Annotated in this window: 14 protein-coding genes; 11 read left to right on the forward strand and 3 right to left on the reverse strand. The window is 63.9% G+C overall.

Translation table 11 applies throughout. From position 1 onward, the window contains the following. Position 1 precedes the first annotated feature (1 nt). The 3 genes from trmD to F6X61_RS21800 all read left to right on the forward strand — a co-directional run bounded on the left by trmD (position 2) and on the right by F6X61_RS21800 (position 1,657). Positions 2 to 754 carry a tRNA (guanosine(37)-N1)-methyltransferase TrmD gene (gene trmD, locus F6X61_RS21790; protein WP_110993301.1) on the forward strand — a complete coding sequence of 251 codons (753 nt, stop codon included), beginning with the start codon at positions 2 to 4 and terminating at the stop codon, positions 752 to 754. Between the two features lie 43 nt (positions 755 to 797). After that, positions 798 to 1,148: a 50S ribosomal protein L19 gene (rplS, locus tag F6X61_RS21795; RefSeq protein ID WP_023629812.1), complete on the forward strand. Its 351-nt coding sequence runs from the start codon at positions 798 to 800 to the stop codon at positions 1,146 to 1,148. Positions 1,149 to 1,249: 101 nt separating this feature from the next. Further along, positions 1,250 to 1,657 (forward strand): acyl-CoA thioesterase, encoded by a 408-nt coding sequence (locus tag F6X61_RS21800; protein ID WP_025337914.1) that lies wholly within the window; start codon positions 1,250 to 1,252, stop codon positions 1,655 to 1,657. A 120-nt stretch (positions 1,658 to 1,777) separates the two neighbouring features. Here F6X61_RS21800 and F6X61_RS21805 read toward each other — a convergent pair whose 3' ends face one another. Then, a complete protein-coding gene (locus F6X61_RS21805) occupies positions 1,778 to 3,586 on the reverse strand; it encodes a sodium:proton antiporter (RefSeq protein WP_153788489.1) in 1,809 nt (602 codons plus the stop codon). A gap of 68 nt (positions 3,587 to 3,654) precedes the next feature. Here F6X61_RS21805 and xerD point away from each other — a divergent pair, with 68 nt between their 5' ends. The 6 genes from xerD (at position 3,655) to F6X61_RS21835 (ending at position 9,271) form a co-directional block, all read left to right on the forward strand. Further along, a complete protein-coding gene (gene xerD, locus F6X61_RS21810; RefSeq protein WP_110993304.1) occupies positions 3,655 to 4,551 on the forward strand; it encodes a site-specific tyrosine recombinase XerD in 897 nt (298 codons plus the stop codon). A 155-nt stretch (positions 4,552 to 4,706) separates the two neighbouring features. After that, positions 4,707 to 5,456, forward strand: a complete 750-nt coding sequence (locus F6X61_RS21815) for a thioredoxin fold domain-containing protein (RefSeq protein ID WP_153788490.1) — start codon at positions 4,707 to 4,709, stop codon at positions 5,454 to 5,456. Between the two features lie 82 nt (positions 5,457 to 5,538). Continuing rightward, positions 5,539 to 6,843 carry a homoserine dehydrogenase gene (locus F6X61_RS21820; protein WP_125859944.1) on the forward strand — a complete coding sequence of 435 codons (1,305 nt, stop codon included), beginning with the start codon at positions 5,539 to 5,541 and terminating at the stop codon, positions 6,841 to 6,843. Positions 6,844 to 6,895: 52 nt separating this feature from the next. Continuing rightward, a complete protein-coding gene (gene thrC / locus F6X61_RS21825; protein ID WP_153788491.1) occupies positions 6,896 to 8,305 on the forward strand; it encodes a threonine synthase in 1,410 nt (469 codons plus the stop codon). A 166-nt stretch (positions 8,306 to 8,471) separates the two neighbouring features. Next, positions 8,472 to 8,861 (forward strand): histidine kinase, encoded by a 390-nt coding sequence (locus F6X61_RS21830; protein ID WP_153788492.1) that lies wholly within the window; start codon positions 8,472 to 8,474, stop codon positions 8,859 to 8,861. 128 nt (positions 8,862 to 8,989) lie between these two features. Beyond that, positions 8,990 to 9,271 carry a DUF3509 domain-containing protein gene (locus F6X61_RS21835; RefSeq protein WP_153788493.1) on the forward strand — a complete coding sequence of 94 codons (282 nt, stop codon included), beginning with the start codon at positions 8,990 to 8,992 and terminating at the stop codon, positions 9,269 to 9,271. Positions 9,272 to 9,407: 136 nt separating this feature from the next. Here F6X61_RS21835 and F6X61_RS21840 read toward each other — a convergent pair whose 3' ends face one another. Both F6X61_RS21840 and F6X61_RS21845 read right to left on the reverse strand, forming a co-directional pair. Next, positions 9,408 to 10,310 carry a TIGR02285 family protein gene (locus F6X61_RS21840; protein WP_371923749.1) on the reverse strand — a complete coding sequence of 301 codons (903 nt, stop codon included), beginning with the start codon at positions 10,308 to 10,310 and terminating at the stop codon, positions 9,408 to 9,410. Beyond that, positions 10,307 to 11,506, reverse strand: a complete 1,200-nt coding sequence (locus tag F6X61_RS21845; protein ID WP_153788495.1) for a CaiB/BaiF CoA-transferase family protein — start codon at positions 11,504 to 11,506, stop codon at positions 10,307 to 10,309. Before F6X61_RS21845 ends, F6X61_RS21840 begins: the two co-directional genes overlap by 4 nt. Positions 11,507 to 11,656: 150 nt before the next feature. Here F6X61_RS21845 and F6X61_RS21850 point away from each other — a divergent pair, with 150 nt between their 5' ends. Together F6X61_RS21850 and recJ are read left to right on the forward strand one after the other, a co-directional pair. Continuing rightward, positions 11,657 to 12,199 (forward strand): YaeQ family protein, encoded by a 543-nt coding sequence (locus F6X61_RS21850; protein WP_153788496.1) that lies wholly within the window; start codon positions 11,657 to 11,659, stop codon positions 12,197 to 12,199. Positions 12,200 to 12,230: 31 nt separating this feature from the next. Beyond that, a complete protein-coding gene (recJ, locus tag F6X61_RS21855) occupies positions 12,231 to 13,940 on the forward strand; it encodes a single-stranded-DNA-specific exonuclease RecJ (RefSeq protein ID WP_153788497.1) in 1,710 nt (569 codons plus the stop codon). The last annotated feature ends 197 nt before the right edge of the window (positions 13,941 to 14,137 follow it).

Here is a 14,137-nt window from a genome sequence, read left to right on the forward strand (position 1 = left end):
GATGGGTAACCTTCGCGTAGACGTCATCACGTTGTTCCCCGAGATGTTCTCGGCCATCACGGAGTACGGCATTACCAGCCGTGCGGTGAAACAGGGGTTGCTGCAAGTGACCTGCTGGAACCCGCGGGACTACACCACTGATCGCCACCACACCGTGGATGATCGGCCGTTTGGCGGTGGTCCGGGCATGGTGATGAAAATCAAGCCTCTGGAAGACGCGCTGGTTAACGCCAGGCAAGTCGCCGGAGCAACGGCAAAGGTGATCTACCTTTCGCCGCAAGGCCGCAAGCTGACTCAGCAAGCGGTCAAAGGCCTGGCCGAACAGGAATCTTTGATCCTGATCGCCGGTCGTTATGAAGGCATCGACGAGCGCTTTATCGAGGCTCATGTCGATGAGGAGTGGTCGATTGGCGACTATGTGCTTTCCGGTGGCGAGCTGCCGGCCATGGTACTGATCGATGCGGTTACGCGGCTGCTGCCCGGAGCTTTAGGGCATGTGGACTCGGCGGAGGAAGATTCTTTCACCGACGGTCTGCTGGATTGCCCGCACTACACCCGACCTGAGGTGTATGCGGATCAGCGTGTACCCGACGTGTTGCTTAGTGGCAACCATGCACACATCCGGCGTTGGCGGATGAAGCAGTCCCTTGGTAGGACCTTCGAACGACGCGCCGATCTTCTGGAAAGTCGCTCGCTTTCTGGAGAAGAGAAGAAGCTGCTCGAGGAATACCTCCGCGAGCGGGACGATAGTTAAACGTATCGATGGTGGATCGCGTTATCCATCTTAGGAGCACAGCATGACCAACAAGATCATCCAGCAGCTCGAAGCCGAGCAGATGAGCAAGGAAATCCCGACCTTCGCACCAGGCGACACCATTGTCGTCCAGGTCAAAGTGAAGGAAGGCGACCGCTCGCGTCTGCAGGCGTTCGAAGGCGTCGTTATCGCCAAGCGTAACCGCGGTCTGAACAGCGCCTTCACCGTGCGCAAGATCTCCAGCGGCGTTGGCGTAGAGCGTACCTTCCAGACCTACAGCCCACAGATCGACAGCCTGGCCGTGAAACGTCGTGGTGACGTGCGTAAAGCCAAGCTGTACTACCTGCGCGACCTGTCCGGCAAAGCCGCTCGCATCAAGGAAAAACTGTCCTGAGTGCAGTTTGACCGGTGGCCTTGGCCATCTTGCGAGAGAAAAAGCAGCCTTCGGGCTGCTTTTTTGCTTTTTGTACCTTGCCTTAGCGATGTGACCCGAACATGACAACTCGAGACCAGGAAATCCTGCGCCGCACCGAACTGTCGGTGACCCGTGTGACCAAGGCGGTGTTCCCCAACACCACCAACCACCACAACACCCTGTTCGGCGGTACGGCCCTGGCGTGGATGGACGAAGTGTCGTTCATCGCTGCCACGCGTTTTTGCCGCCTGCCGCTGGTGACCGTGTCCACCGACCGCATCGACTTCAAGCACCCGATCCCGGCGGGCTCGATCGTCGAGCTGGTGGGTAGCGTGATCAAGGTCGGCAATACCAGCCTGCAAGTGCAGGTGGATGTGTTCGTCGAGAACATGTACCTCGATGGCCGCGAACGCGCGATCCATGGGGTATTCAGCTTCGTCGCCATCGACGAGGACAAGCGCCCGGTGCCGGTGCTGCCGCAGGCCTGATTGCGTCTGTTGCCGGGCGTGGCCTCATCGCCGGCAAGCCGGCTCCCACCTGACTGTGCCGAACTCAAGACCTGCAGTCTGCCTGTGGGAGCCGGCTTGCCGGCGATCGGCCTCGGCCAGTCATTGAACCGTGGCCTCAGGCTCTATCAGCGCCACCAGCGTCCAGCCCGGCTGCGGCTGCAGCGGGTGTTCCGGGGTGGCCACATGCACCCAGCCGTGGTTGTCACGGGCGAACATCAATGTCGCCCGCTCACCGTGCAATTGCTGGTAGGCATCCCAGGTGAACGCATCGGTCAGGGTCGTGCTGTACAGCTCTGCCCCCTGATTCAGTAGCTTGGCCAATTGGTTGTAGGTCATCGCGCGGGCGCCCAGTGGCTGGCCACGATGCTCCTCGCTGGCCCGGTGCTTGTCGCTGCGCTGTTTCTCCAGGCCGCTGGCCAGTACGAACAGCCGGCCATGGCCGAAATCGTGGCGAAACCGTGCGCAGGCCAGGGCGTTGATTTCGCCGGCCGGTGACAGGCCGAGCAGATGACCCAGGCCCACCAGGTCCAGGTGAGCGTCGGCATGTTGCGAGGCCGGGTTGCCGAAGTAGGTGGGCAGGTTGTCCATGCGCGCGGCACGGATGTTCTCCCAGCTCGAATCAGTCAGCAGCACTCGGCAGCCAAGTTGTTGCAAAGCCTTGGCAATGGCCCGGGCAGGCGGGTTGGCGCCCACCATGAGAAAGCCGCTGGGGGCCGGCTCGGCGACCTTGAGCAGGCGCGCCAGGGGCCTGGCTGTGGCGCTTTGCAGCACCACCGTGCCGATGATCACGGCGAAGGTCAGTGGCACCAGCAGCAGCGCCCCTTCGTGGCCGGCCTCATGCAGGCGGATGGCGAAGATCGCCGATACCGCCGCCGCGACAATGCCACGCGGGGCGATCCAGGCCAGCAGCGCGCGTTCGCGCCAGTTCAGCGTCGAGCCCAGGGTCGAGATGAACACGTTCAGTGGCCGCGCCAGCAACTGGATTACCAGCAGCAGGGCGAGTACCGCCGGGCCCAGGCCGAGCATGGCATGCAGGTCCAGGCGTGCGGCCAGCAGGATGAACAGGCCGGAGATCAGCAGCACGCTGAGGTTTTCCTTGAAGTGCAGGATCTGCCGCACATCCACCCCTGGCATGTTGGCTAGCCACATGCCCATCACCGTCACGGCCAGCAGCCCGGACTCGTGGACGATCTGGTTGGCGGCGATGAAGATGCCCAGCACAGCGGCCAGCGAGGCCAGGTTGTGCAGGTATTCCGGTAGCCACTGGGCGCGCATGATCTGCCCCAGCAACCAGCCCCCGGCGGCACCCAGGGCGCCACCGCAGAAGATCACTCCGGCGAAGGTGCCCAGGCTCTGGATCAGCCCGTCGCTGTCGCCGCGGGCGATGATGAAGCTGTACACCACCACCGCCAGCAGCGCACCGATCGGGTCGATGACGATACCCTCCCAGCGCAGGATGTTGGCGATGGTCGCGTTGGGCCGCACCACCCGCAGCATGGGCACGATCACGGTGGGCCCGGTGACCAGCGTCAGGGTGCCGAACAGGATCGCCAGCGGCCAGTCGAAACCCAGCAGCCAGTGGGTGGCCACGGCGATCACCAGCCAGGTGCTCAGGGCACCGACCGTGACCAGGCGGTGGACCACGCTGCCGATCTCACGCCATTGCGAGATATGCAGGGTCAGGCTGCCCTCGAACAGGATCAGGGCCACCGCCAGCGACACCAGCGGCATCAGCAGTGGGCCGAACAGCTCCTGTGGCTGCAGCCAGCCCAGCACAGGCCCGGCGAGGATGCCGGACAGCAGCAGGAACAGGATCGCCGGCAGCTTCAGGCGCCAGGCCAGCCACTGACAGGCGAGGGCGGCGGCGCCGATGCCACCGAAACTCAGGAGAATCTGCTGTTCGCTCATGCGGGCTCCCTATGCTGGCGTGGTTATGAAAGACTAAGCGCCATTTCGCCGTTTGCCACCGAGTCTTCATGCCCGCCCTCGACCACCCCCTGATTGACCAGTTCCTCGATGCCCTGTGGCTGGAAAAGGGGCTTTCCGACAATACTCGCGCCTCTTACCGCAGTGACCTGGCCTTGTTCAATGGCTGGTTGCAGGAGCACGGCGTGGCGCTGCCCGATGCCGGGCGCGAGTTGATCCTCGATCACCTTGCCTGGCGTTTCGACCAAGGCTACAAACCCCGCTCCACGGCGCGGTTTCTCTCTGGCGTGCGGGGGTTCTTCCGCTACCTGCTGCGCGAGCGATTGATCGCCGTCGACCCGACCCTGCAGGTGGACATGCCGCAATTGGGGCGTCCGCTGCCAAAGTCGCTGTCGGAGGCCGACGTCGAGGCGCTGCTGCAGGCGCCGGACCTGGGCGAAGCCATCGGCCAGCGTGATCGGGCCATGCTCGAAGTGTTGTACGCCTGCGGCCTGCGGGTGACCGAGCTGGTCAGCCTCACCCTCGACCAGGTCAACCTGCGCCAGGGTGTGCTGCGGGTGATGGGCAAGGGCAGCAAGGAGCGCCTGGTGCCGATGGGCGAAGAGGCGGTGGTTTGGATCGAGCGCTACCTGCGCGATGGCCGTGCCGAGCTGCTCAGTGGTCGCCCCAGCGATGTGCTGTTCCCCAGCCTGCGCGGCGAGCAGATGACCCGCCAGACCTTCTGGCACCGTATCAAGCACCAGGCACGGGTGGCCGGTATCGACAAACCGCTGTCGCCGCATACCCTGCGCCACGCGTTCGCCACGCACCTGCTCAACCACGGTGCCGACCTGCGCGTGGTGCAGATGCTGCTGGGCCACAGCGACCTGTCCACCACGCAGATCTACACCCATGTGGCCAAGGCGCGGCTGCAGCAGTTGCACGCCCAGCACCATCCGCGTGGATGAATGATTTTCATGTTCCGCTCACCGGTGCCTGAGGAGCCTTTCTGCGCGGGCCTGTTGTGGTAGGCTTGGACGGTTTGTTGCACGGGCCGACCGTTCGCCACCTCTGAAGCGTAGGCGACGCCCCTCCGGCCCCGTCCGTCTTCAGGAGTACCCCCATGCGTGTCACCCGTATTTTTGCCGCCGCCGCCCTGGCGTTGGTCAGCACCTTTGCCGCCGCTGCCGCAACCGAGCCCGCGGCCGGTGCCGAGCAGGCGATCCGCAAGTCGCTGCAGAACCTGGCCCTGGAAGTTCCGGTCGAAAGCGTTTCCAGCAGCCCGCTCAACGGCCTGTACGAAGTGAAGCTGCAGGGCGGTCGCGTGCTGTACGCCAGCGCCGATGGCCAGTTCGTGATGCAGGGCTACCTGTACCAGATCCAGGACGGCAAGCCGGTCAACCTCACCGAGAAGACCGAGCGCCAGGGCATCGCCAAGTTGATCAACGGCATCCCGGCGGCAGAAATGGTCGTTTACCCGGCCAAGGGCGAGACCAAGTCGCACATCACCGTGTTCACCGACACCACCTGCCCGTATTGCCACAAGCTGCACGCCGAAGTGCCGGAGCTCAACCGTCGCGGTATCGAAGTGCGCTACGTCGCTTTCCCGCGCCAGGGCCTGGGCTCGCCGGGTGATGAACAGCTGCAGGCAGTGTGGTGCTCCAGCGACCGCCGCGCGGCGATGGACAAGATGGTCGAGGGTAAGGAGATCAAGGCGGCCAAGTGCGCCAACCCGGTCGGCAAGCAGTTCCAGCTCGGCCAGTCGATCGGCGTGAATGGCACGCCCGCCATCGTCCTGGAAAGTGGCCAGGTGATTCCGGGCTACCAGCCGGCACCGCAAGTGGCCAAGCTGGCACTGGCAGAGCGCAAGTAATCAATTCAATACGCCATCGTCATGGGGTGATGGCATGTTTCACGGTCGGCGCAAGTGCCGGCCGTTCAATGGGGAGTTCACAGTGAAACCGGTCAAAGTAGGCATCTGTGGGTTAGGGACCGTCGGTGGCGGAACCTTCAACGTACTTCAGCGCAACGCCGAGGAGATTGCCCGCCGTGCCGGGCGCGGTATTGAAGTGGCACAGATTGCCATGCGCTCGCCCAACCCGAACTGCCAGATTACCGGTACCCCCATTACCGCTGATGTGTTCGACGTGGCGAGCAACCCAGAAATCGATATCGTCATCGAGCTGATCGGTGGCTACACCATCGCCCGCGACCTGGTGCTCAAGGCCATCGAAAACGGCAAGCACGTGGTCACCGCCAACAAGGCGCTGATTGCCGTGCACGGCAACGAGATCTTTGCCAAGGCCCGCGAGAAGGGCGTCATCGTCGCCTTCGAGGCCGCCGTCGCCGGTGGCATCCCGGTGATCAAGGCGATCCGTGAAGGCCTGTCGGCCAACCACATCAACTGGCTGGCCGGGATCATCAACGGCACCGGCAACTTCATCCTCACCGAAATGCGCGAAAAAGGCCGTGCCTTCCCCGACGTGCTGGCCGAAGCCCAGGCGCTGGGCTATGCCGAGGCCGACCCGACCTTCGACGTCGAGGGCATCGACGCCGCGCACAAGCTGACCATCCTGGCGTCCATTGCTTTCGGCATCCCGCTGCAGTTCGACAAGGCCTACACCGAAGGCATCACCCAGCTGACCACTGCCGACGTGAACTACGCCGAAGCCCTGGGCTACCGCATCAAGCACCTGGGCGTGGCCCGTCGCACCGCCGAAGGCATCGAGCTGCGCGTGCACCCGACCTTGATCCCCAGCGACCGCCTGATCGCCAACGTCAACGGTGTGATGAACGCGGTGATGGTCAACGGTGACGCCGCCGGTTCCACCCTGTATTACGGTGCCGGCGCCGGCATGGAGCCAACCGCCTCGTCGGTGATCGCCGACCTGGTCGACGTGGTCCGCGCCATGACCAGCGACCCGGAGAACCGTGTGCCGCACCTGGCCTTCCAGCCGGACTCGCTGTCGGCCCACCCGATCCTGCCGATCGAAGCCTGCGAAAGCGCCTACTACCTGCGCATCCAGGCCAAGGACCACCCGGGTGTGCTCGCGCAGGTCGCCAGCATCCTCTCGGAGCGTGGCATCAACATCGAGTCGATCATGCAGAAGGAAGCCGAGGAGCAGGACGGCCTGGTGCCGATGATCCTGGTCACCCACGGCGTGGTCGAGCAGCGCATCAATGATGCCATCGTCGCCCTGGAATCCCTGCAGGACGTGGTTGGCCCGGTCGTGCGCATCCGCGTCGAACAGCTCAATTAATTCAAGCGGCGGGCCGCGACGGCGGCCCGCCTTCAGAACCGAAGGTTTGCATATGCGCTATATCAGTACCCGCGGCCAGGCTCCGGCCCTGAACTTCGAAGACGTGCTGCTCGCCGGCCTGGCCAGTGACGGTGGCCTGTACGTCCCTGAGAACCTGCCACGCTTCACCCAGGAAGAGATCGCTTCCTGGGCCGGCCTGCCGTACCACGAGCTGGCGTTCCGGGTGATGCGCCCGTTCGTCGCTGGTAGCATCGCCGACGCCGACTTCAAGAAGATCCTCGAAGAAACTTACGGCTCGTTCGCCCATGCCGCTGTTGCGCCGCTGCGCCAGCTCAACGGCAACGAGTGGGTGATGGAGCTGTTCCACGGCCCGACCCTGGCGTTCAAGGACTTTGCCCTGCAATTGCTCGGCCGCCTGCTCGACCACCTGCTGGTCAAGCGTGGCGAGCGCGTGGTGATCGTCGGTGCCACCAGCGGTGACACGGGTTCCGCCGCCATCGAAGGCTGCCGCCGTTGCGACAACGTCGATATCTTCATCCTGCACCCGCACCAGCGTGTGTCGGAAGTGCAGCGCCGTCAGATGACCACCATCCTCGGCGACAACATCCACAACATCGCCATCGAGGGCAACTTCGACGACTGCCAGGAGATGGTCAAGGCCAGCTTCGCCGACCAGTCGTTCCTCAAGGGCACCCGCCTGGTGGCGGTCAACTCGATCAACTGGGCGCGGATCATGGCCCAGATCGTCTACTACTTCCACGCCGCCCTGCAGCTCGGCGGCCCGGCGCGTTCGGTGGCGTTCTCGGTGCCGACCGGCAACTTCGGCGACATCTTCGCCGGTTACCTGGCCCGCAACATGGGCCTGCCGATCAGCCAGCTGGTGGTCGCGACCAACCGCAACGACATCCTGCACCGCTTCATGAGCGGCAACCAGTACGTCAAGGAAACCCTGCACGCGACCCTGTCGCCATCGATGGACATCATGGTCTCGTCGAACTTCGAGCGCCTGCTGTTCGACCTGCACGGCCGCAACGGTGCCGCCATCGCCGAGTTGATGGACACCTTCAAGCAAGGTGGCGGCTTCAGCGTCGACCAGGACCGCTGGACCGAAGCGCGCAAGCTGTTCGATTCGCTGGCGGTGACCGACGAGCAGACCTGCGAGACCATCGCCGAAGTCTTCGCCAGCACCGGTGAAGTGCTTGACCCGCACACCGCGATCGGCGTCAAGGCCGCCCGCGAATGCCGTCGCAGCCTGGATACGCCAATGGTGGTGCTGGGTACCGCGCACCCGGTCAAGTTCCCGGACGCGGTCGAGAAGGCTGGCGTCGGCAAGGCCCTGGAGCTGCCGGCCCACCTCAGCGACCTGTTCAGCCGCGAAGAGCGCTGCACGGTGCTGGCCAACGACCTGAAGGCCGTGCAGGCCTTCGTCAGCCAGCACGGTAACCGCGGCAAGCCGTTGTAAGCCTGGTTGCGACTGAAAAAGCCCGTCCTCGGACGGGCTTTTTTGTGCGCGCAATTTTTTTGCGATTTTTCTCAGGGCTTTCCAGAATTTTCCTGTTTGGCGTTGTCGAAGTGCCTACTAAAGTGCGGCATCGAACCGCCAAAGCGCCTCGTCGAGGGAAACGTCCATGCATCAATTTCAGGTTCTTATCCACCAGCCCCGTCCGTTCCACCAGATTGTCCTGCACCAGGCATTCAATGCCCAGGGCGTCTACAGCGTGCGCCTGACCGAGGACATGCCGGGTACCCTGGCCTGCCTGAACCAGGAACGGCCAGTGGATGTGCTGGTGCTCGATCACGACATGCCGATCAGCAGCGCGCAGTCGTTGTTCCGCCACCTGGCGACTGAAGGGGCGGCACAGGCGCTGCTGTTCGTCGGCCAAGGCCAGGGCAATGGCCCGGATCTGGCCCGGGAGGCCCGCAAGCTGGGCTTGTGGGTGCTGGATGAGCTGCCATGGCCGATGTCCACCGTGGCGTTGGGCAAGGCGTTAGGGCGTCTGCCGCCACCGATTGGATAACTGGGCGCCCAGGGCATTCAAACTGTCATCTTGGCCGCGCATGCTCGTTGCAAGGGCCTGTCGTGGCGAACTTTGCGTCAGGCCTGATGGTCAGTTCCTCCATGCCCATAAGCCAGCGAGTGATCCGGATGGAAAGAGTCTGCAGCCTGCTCAACGATGCCCTGACCCCCTACCTGGCCGCACTTGGCGCTGTCGACGCCAGCGGTAATCGCCAACTGACCCTCTACGACCCCCACGGTGGCGTGACTTTGCAGCGCCAGGTGGCTGAGCGCCAGCTGCAGGAGCAGCAGTTGCTGGTCGATCTGGTCGATGGTCTGCACCGTGACCTGCAGATTGCCGAGGGCCGCCTGCAGCCCTGTGTGATCGCCGCGTTGCAGCATCAACGCCCCACCCAGGGAACCTTTGCCTGACAGTCGCATCAGATTCGGCAACGCCAGTTTGACGGTGCTTGGCTCCGGTAGTGTCAGGCTGTCGCGGGAAGCCCGCATTGGCTTTCGCTTGACCCCGGTCGTCTTCCCCAGCGGCCGGGGTTTCTTTTTGCCTGCTTCAGGGCTGTGGTGCCGAGGCGCCGTTGCTGTCGTCGAAGAAGTGACGCGCCTGTTGCAGGTAGTCCTCACGCAGCGCCGGGTCCAGCCAGCGGGCGTATAGGGCGGGCAGGGTGTCGCGGCGCAGGGCCGGCAGCAGCTGGTCGATGTGGGCGATGGCTTCGCGCCCTAGCGCTGTGTCCGAGCAACCCACATGCAGGAACTGGTAGTGGTTTACGCCGCTGATGGGATAAAAGCGGTAGTCGTCCAATGAGCCGCCTTGCTGCTCGATCAGGTAGCGCACCTCTGGCCAGTAGCCGAGCACCAGCTGCAGGCGACCCAGTTGCTGCATCTGCAGCAGGCTGGCGGTCGCTTCGTTGCCGAAGTGGCGGCTGAAGGCGCTGTCGGGCAGTTGGCGCAGCATTTCGTCGACCTGTGCGCTGTAGCTGCGCTCGGCGACGATGCCCAGTTTGAGGCGGGTCTTTTCGAGCAAAGGTTTGAGTTCGACCTGCTGGCCGTCGAGGAAGGGTTCCAGCAATGCCTGGTCCTGCTTGCGCACGACCAGCCCGCTGCTCAGCACCCCCAGCGAAGGCTTGGAGAAATGCACGTACCTGGCGCGCTCGGGTGTCCAGAGCAGGGTCGGATCGCAGGTGAAACTCGGTTCCATGAGCATCTGGATGCCTCGGGCGCGGTTGACCCGCACGATGCTGTGGTCGTACTCCGGCATCTGCGCGATCAGCTTCGGCAGCATCAGGTCCACTACGCCCTGGCCCTTCTCGGCACCTTCGAAAATGGTGAACGGCGGCAGGTCACGCACCAGCCACAACAGTCGCTCCCTGGCGTGCGCCACCGGCATCGCCAGCAGCAGGCAGAGGATGACGGGCAGGCGCGCAAGGCGCCTGCACCCGGCTGTCGTGCGAGTCAGACCGTGCCCGCCTGGCGCAGGCCGGCGATGGCGGCGGCGTCGTAGCCCAGGCTGGCCAGCACGCTGTCGGTGTGCTCACCCAGGGCCGGGCCTACCCATTCGGTGGAGCCTGGGGTGTCGGAGAGCTTGGGTACGATGCCGGGCATCTTGAACGGCTTGCCGTCCGGCAACTTGGCCTGGAGGAACATCTCGCGGGCCAGGTACTGCGGGTCGCTGAACATGTCTTCGGCCGAAAAGATCCGGCTGGCCGGCACTTCGGCGTCATTGAGTACCTGCATGACGCTGTCCAGCGGTAGGCCGTTCGCCCAACGGTCGATCACCCCGTACAGCTCGTCGCGGCGTGCGTCGCGGCCATCATTGCTGGCCAATGCCGCATCGTTCGCCAGGTCGTCGCGGCCGATGGCCTGCATGAAGCGCTTGAAGATCGCGTCGCCATTGGCGCCGATCTGCACATGGCGGCCGTCGGCGGTGGTGTGGATGGAGGAGGGGGTGATGCCGGGCATGATGTTGCCGGTGCGCTCGCGGATGAAACCGAACACGTCGAACTCCGGGACCATGCTCTCCATCATGGCGAAGATCGCCTCGTACAGCGCCACATCCACCACCTGGCCTTGGCCGCCGTTCACCTCGCAGTGACGCAGGGCCATCAGCGCGCCGATCACGCCCCACAGGGCGGCGATCGAGTCACCGATGGAGATCCCCGTGCGCACTGGCGGGCGGTCTTCGAAACCGGTGATGTAGCGCAGCCCGCCCATCGACTCGCCCACCGCGCCAAAGCCCGGTTGGTCTTTCATCGGGCCGGTCTGGCCGAAGCCCGACAGGCGCACCATCACCAGGCGAGGGTTCAGCGCGTGCAGCACATCCCAGCCCAGGCCGAGTTTTTCCAGCACGCCGGGGCGGAAGTTCTCGATCAGGATGTCGGCCTCGGCCAGCAGGCGCTTGAGCACCTCGCGGCCTTCCGGGTGCTTGAGGTTGAGGGTCAGCGACTGCTTGTTGCGCGCCTGCACGAACCACCACAGCGACGTGCCTTCATACAGCTTGCGCCACTTGCGCAGCGGGTCGCCGCCGTCGGGCGACTCGACCTTGATCACCTCTGCACCGAACTCGGCGCAGATACGCGAGGCGAACGGGCCGGCGATCAGAGTGCCGAGTTCGATCACTTTCAGGCCGGCGAGGGGTTTGCTGGGCGTGGTCATGGGGCATCCGTGGCAGCTGGGCGTGATCGCAGGTTGTATCACAGCTCGGCAGCGGCAGGTACTGTCGCCGCGCACTCGCGATGGGCAAGGGCCTTCGTCTGCCAGATCGGTTAAACTGTGCGACTTTCTTTTCTACGAAGCCCCGCGCCCATGGCCCAGCCGTCCACCACCTACAAGTTCGAACTGAATCTGACCGACCTCGACCGCGGCGTGTACGAGAACGTTCGTCAGACCATCGCCCGTCACCCTTCGGAAACCGAGGAGCGCATGGCCGTGCGCTTGCTGGCCTATGCCATCTGGTACAACGAGCAGCTCTCGTTTGGCCGTGGTCTGTCGGATGTCGACGAAGCCCCACTGTGGGAAAAGAGCCTGGACGACCGCATCCTGCACTGGATCGAAGTCGGCCAACCGGATGCCGAGCGTCTGACCTGGTGCTCGCGCCGCACTGAACGTACCAGCCTGCTGGCCTACGGCAGCCTGCGGGTGTGGCGGACCAAGGTGGGTGATGCGGTCAAGGGCCTGAAGAACCTGAACATCGCCGCTGTGCCGCAAGAGGTGCTGGAGACCCTGGCCACCGACATGCCACGTACCATCAAGTGGGACGTGATGATCAGCGAAGGCACTATTTTCGTCACCGACGACCGCGGCCAGCACGAAGTGCAGCTGGAGTGGCTGCTAGGCGAGCGCGGCTGAGCCGCCCCAAACACTGATTACCGAAGACCCCATGCGTATCGAACCCCGCCCCCTGCCGTCGACCCTGCCATTTTTGGGTAACCTGCCGCCCTTGCTGACCCGCCTGTATGCCGCCCGTGGCGTGCAGTCCGAAGCCGAGCTGGACAAAGGTCTGGCCCGGCTGCTGCCGTACCAGCAGCTCAAGGGTATCGAGGCGGCGGTGGACTTGCTGGTCGAAGCCCTCGATCAGCGCCAGCGCATCCTCATCGTCGGCGACTTCGATGCCGACGGCGCCACCGCCAGTACGGTCGGTGTGCTGGGGTTGCGCCTGCTGGGCGCGGCGCATGTCGATTACCTGGTACCCAACCGGTTCGAATACGGCTACGGCCTGACACCGGAGATCGTCGAGGTCGCCCTGCAGCGCCAGCCGCAGTTGCTGATCACCGTGGACAACGGTATCTCCAGCGTCGAAGGCGTGGCGGCGGCCAAGGCAGCCGGGCTCAAGGTGCTGGTCACCGACCACCACCTGCCGGGCCAGCAGTTGCCCGATGCCGATGCCATCGTCAATCCGAACCAGCCAGGCTGCGCGTTCCCGAGCAAGTCGCTGGCGGGCGTTGGGGTGATCTTCTATGTGCTGATGGCCCTGCGCGCTCGCTTGCGCAGCCTCGGCCGCTACGACAGCCGGCCGCAACCGAACATCGGTGAACTGCTCGACCTGGTCGCGCTGGGCAGCGTCGCCGACGTGGTGCCGTTGGATGCCAACAATCGCATCCTGGTGCACCAGGGCCTGGAGCGCATCCGTGCTGGCCGCGCCCGCCCTGGGCTGAAGGCGATCCTCGAGGTGGCCCGCCGCGACCACCAGCGCATCACCTCCACCGACCTGGGTTTCATCCTCGGCCCGCGGCTCAACGCCGCGGGGCGTCTGGACGACATGAGCCTGGGCATTGAATGTCTGCTGTGCGACGACGCAGCGCTGGCATTGGATATGGCCCAGCAACTGGATGGCCTGAACCAGGACCGCAAGTCCATCGAGCAGGGCATGCAGCGCGAAGCCCTGGCGCAGCTCAAGGATCTGCCGGTCGAATCGATGCCCTATGGCCTTTGCCTGTTCGATGCCGATTGGCACCAAGGGGTGATCGGGATCCTCGCATCACGACTGAAGGAGCGTTACCACCGGCCGACCATCGCTTTTGCCGATGCCGGGGAGGGCATGCTCAAGGGTTCGGCGCGTTCGGTGGCGGGGTTCCATATTCGCGATGCGCTGGATGCGGTGGCGGCGCGGCATCCTGCGTTGATCAGCAAGTTCGGTGGGCATGCCATGGCGGCGGGGTTGTCGTTGCCCGAGGCGAATTTCCCGGCGTTTGCCGAGGCGTTCGACGAGGAGGTTCGTCGGCAATTGCGGGAGGAGGACCTGACGGGGCGGTTGCTGTCGGATGGGACCTTGGCGGTCGAGGAGTTTCATCTGGACCTGGCGCGGGCTTTGCGCAATGCCGGGCCTTGGGGGCAGCACTTTCCTGAGCCGTTGTTCCATGGGGTGTTTCAGTTGGTCGAGCAGCGGGTCGTGGGTGAGCGGCATCTGAAGGTGGTGCTCAAGAGCGAGTGTGGGGCGGTGCGGTTGGACGGGATTGCCTTTGGGATTGATCGGGAGGTTTGGCCGAATCCTACGGTGCGGTGGGTGGAGTTGGCTTACAAGTTGGATGTGAATGAGTTTCGTGGGAATGAGAGTGTGCAGTTGATGATTGCTCACATGGAAGCGCGGTGACTGGGGTTTAGCTGGTTAGTTAGTTAGTTAGTTAGTTAGTTAGTTAGTTAGTTAGTTAGTTAGTTAGTTAGTTAGTTAGTTAGTTAGTTGGTTGGTTGGTTGGTTGGTTTTTGTGGTTGTATGCGCATTCATTTGCGATGTCGACGCATAGTCACCTTTCCGCCCTTACGGCGGGTTACTTTGGTCTTGGCCAAAGT

Source organism: Pseudomonas sp. EMN2 (genome assembly GCF_009650555.1).
GTDB classification, from domain to species: domain Bacteria; phylum Pseudomonadota; class Gammaproteobacteria; order Pseudomonadales; family Pseudomonadaceae; genus Aquipseudomonas; species Aquipseudomonas sichuanensis.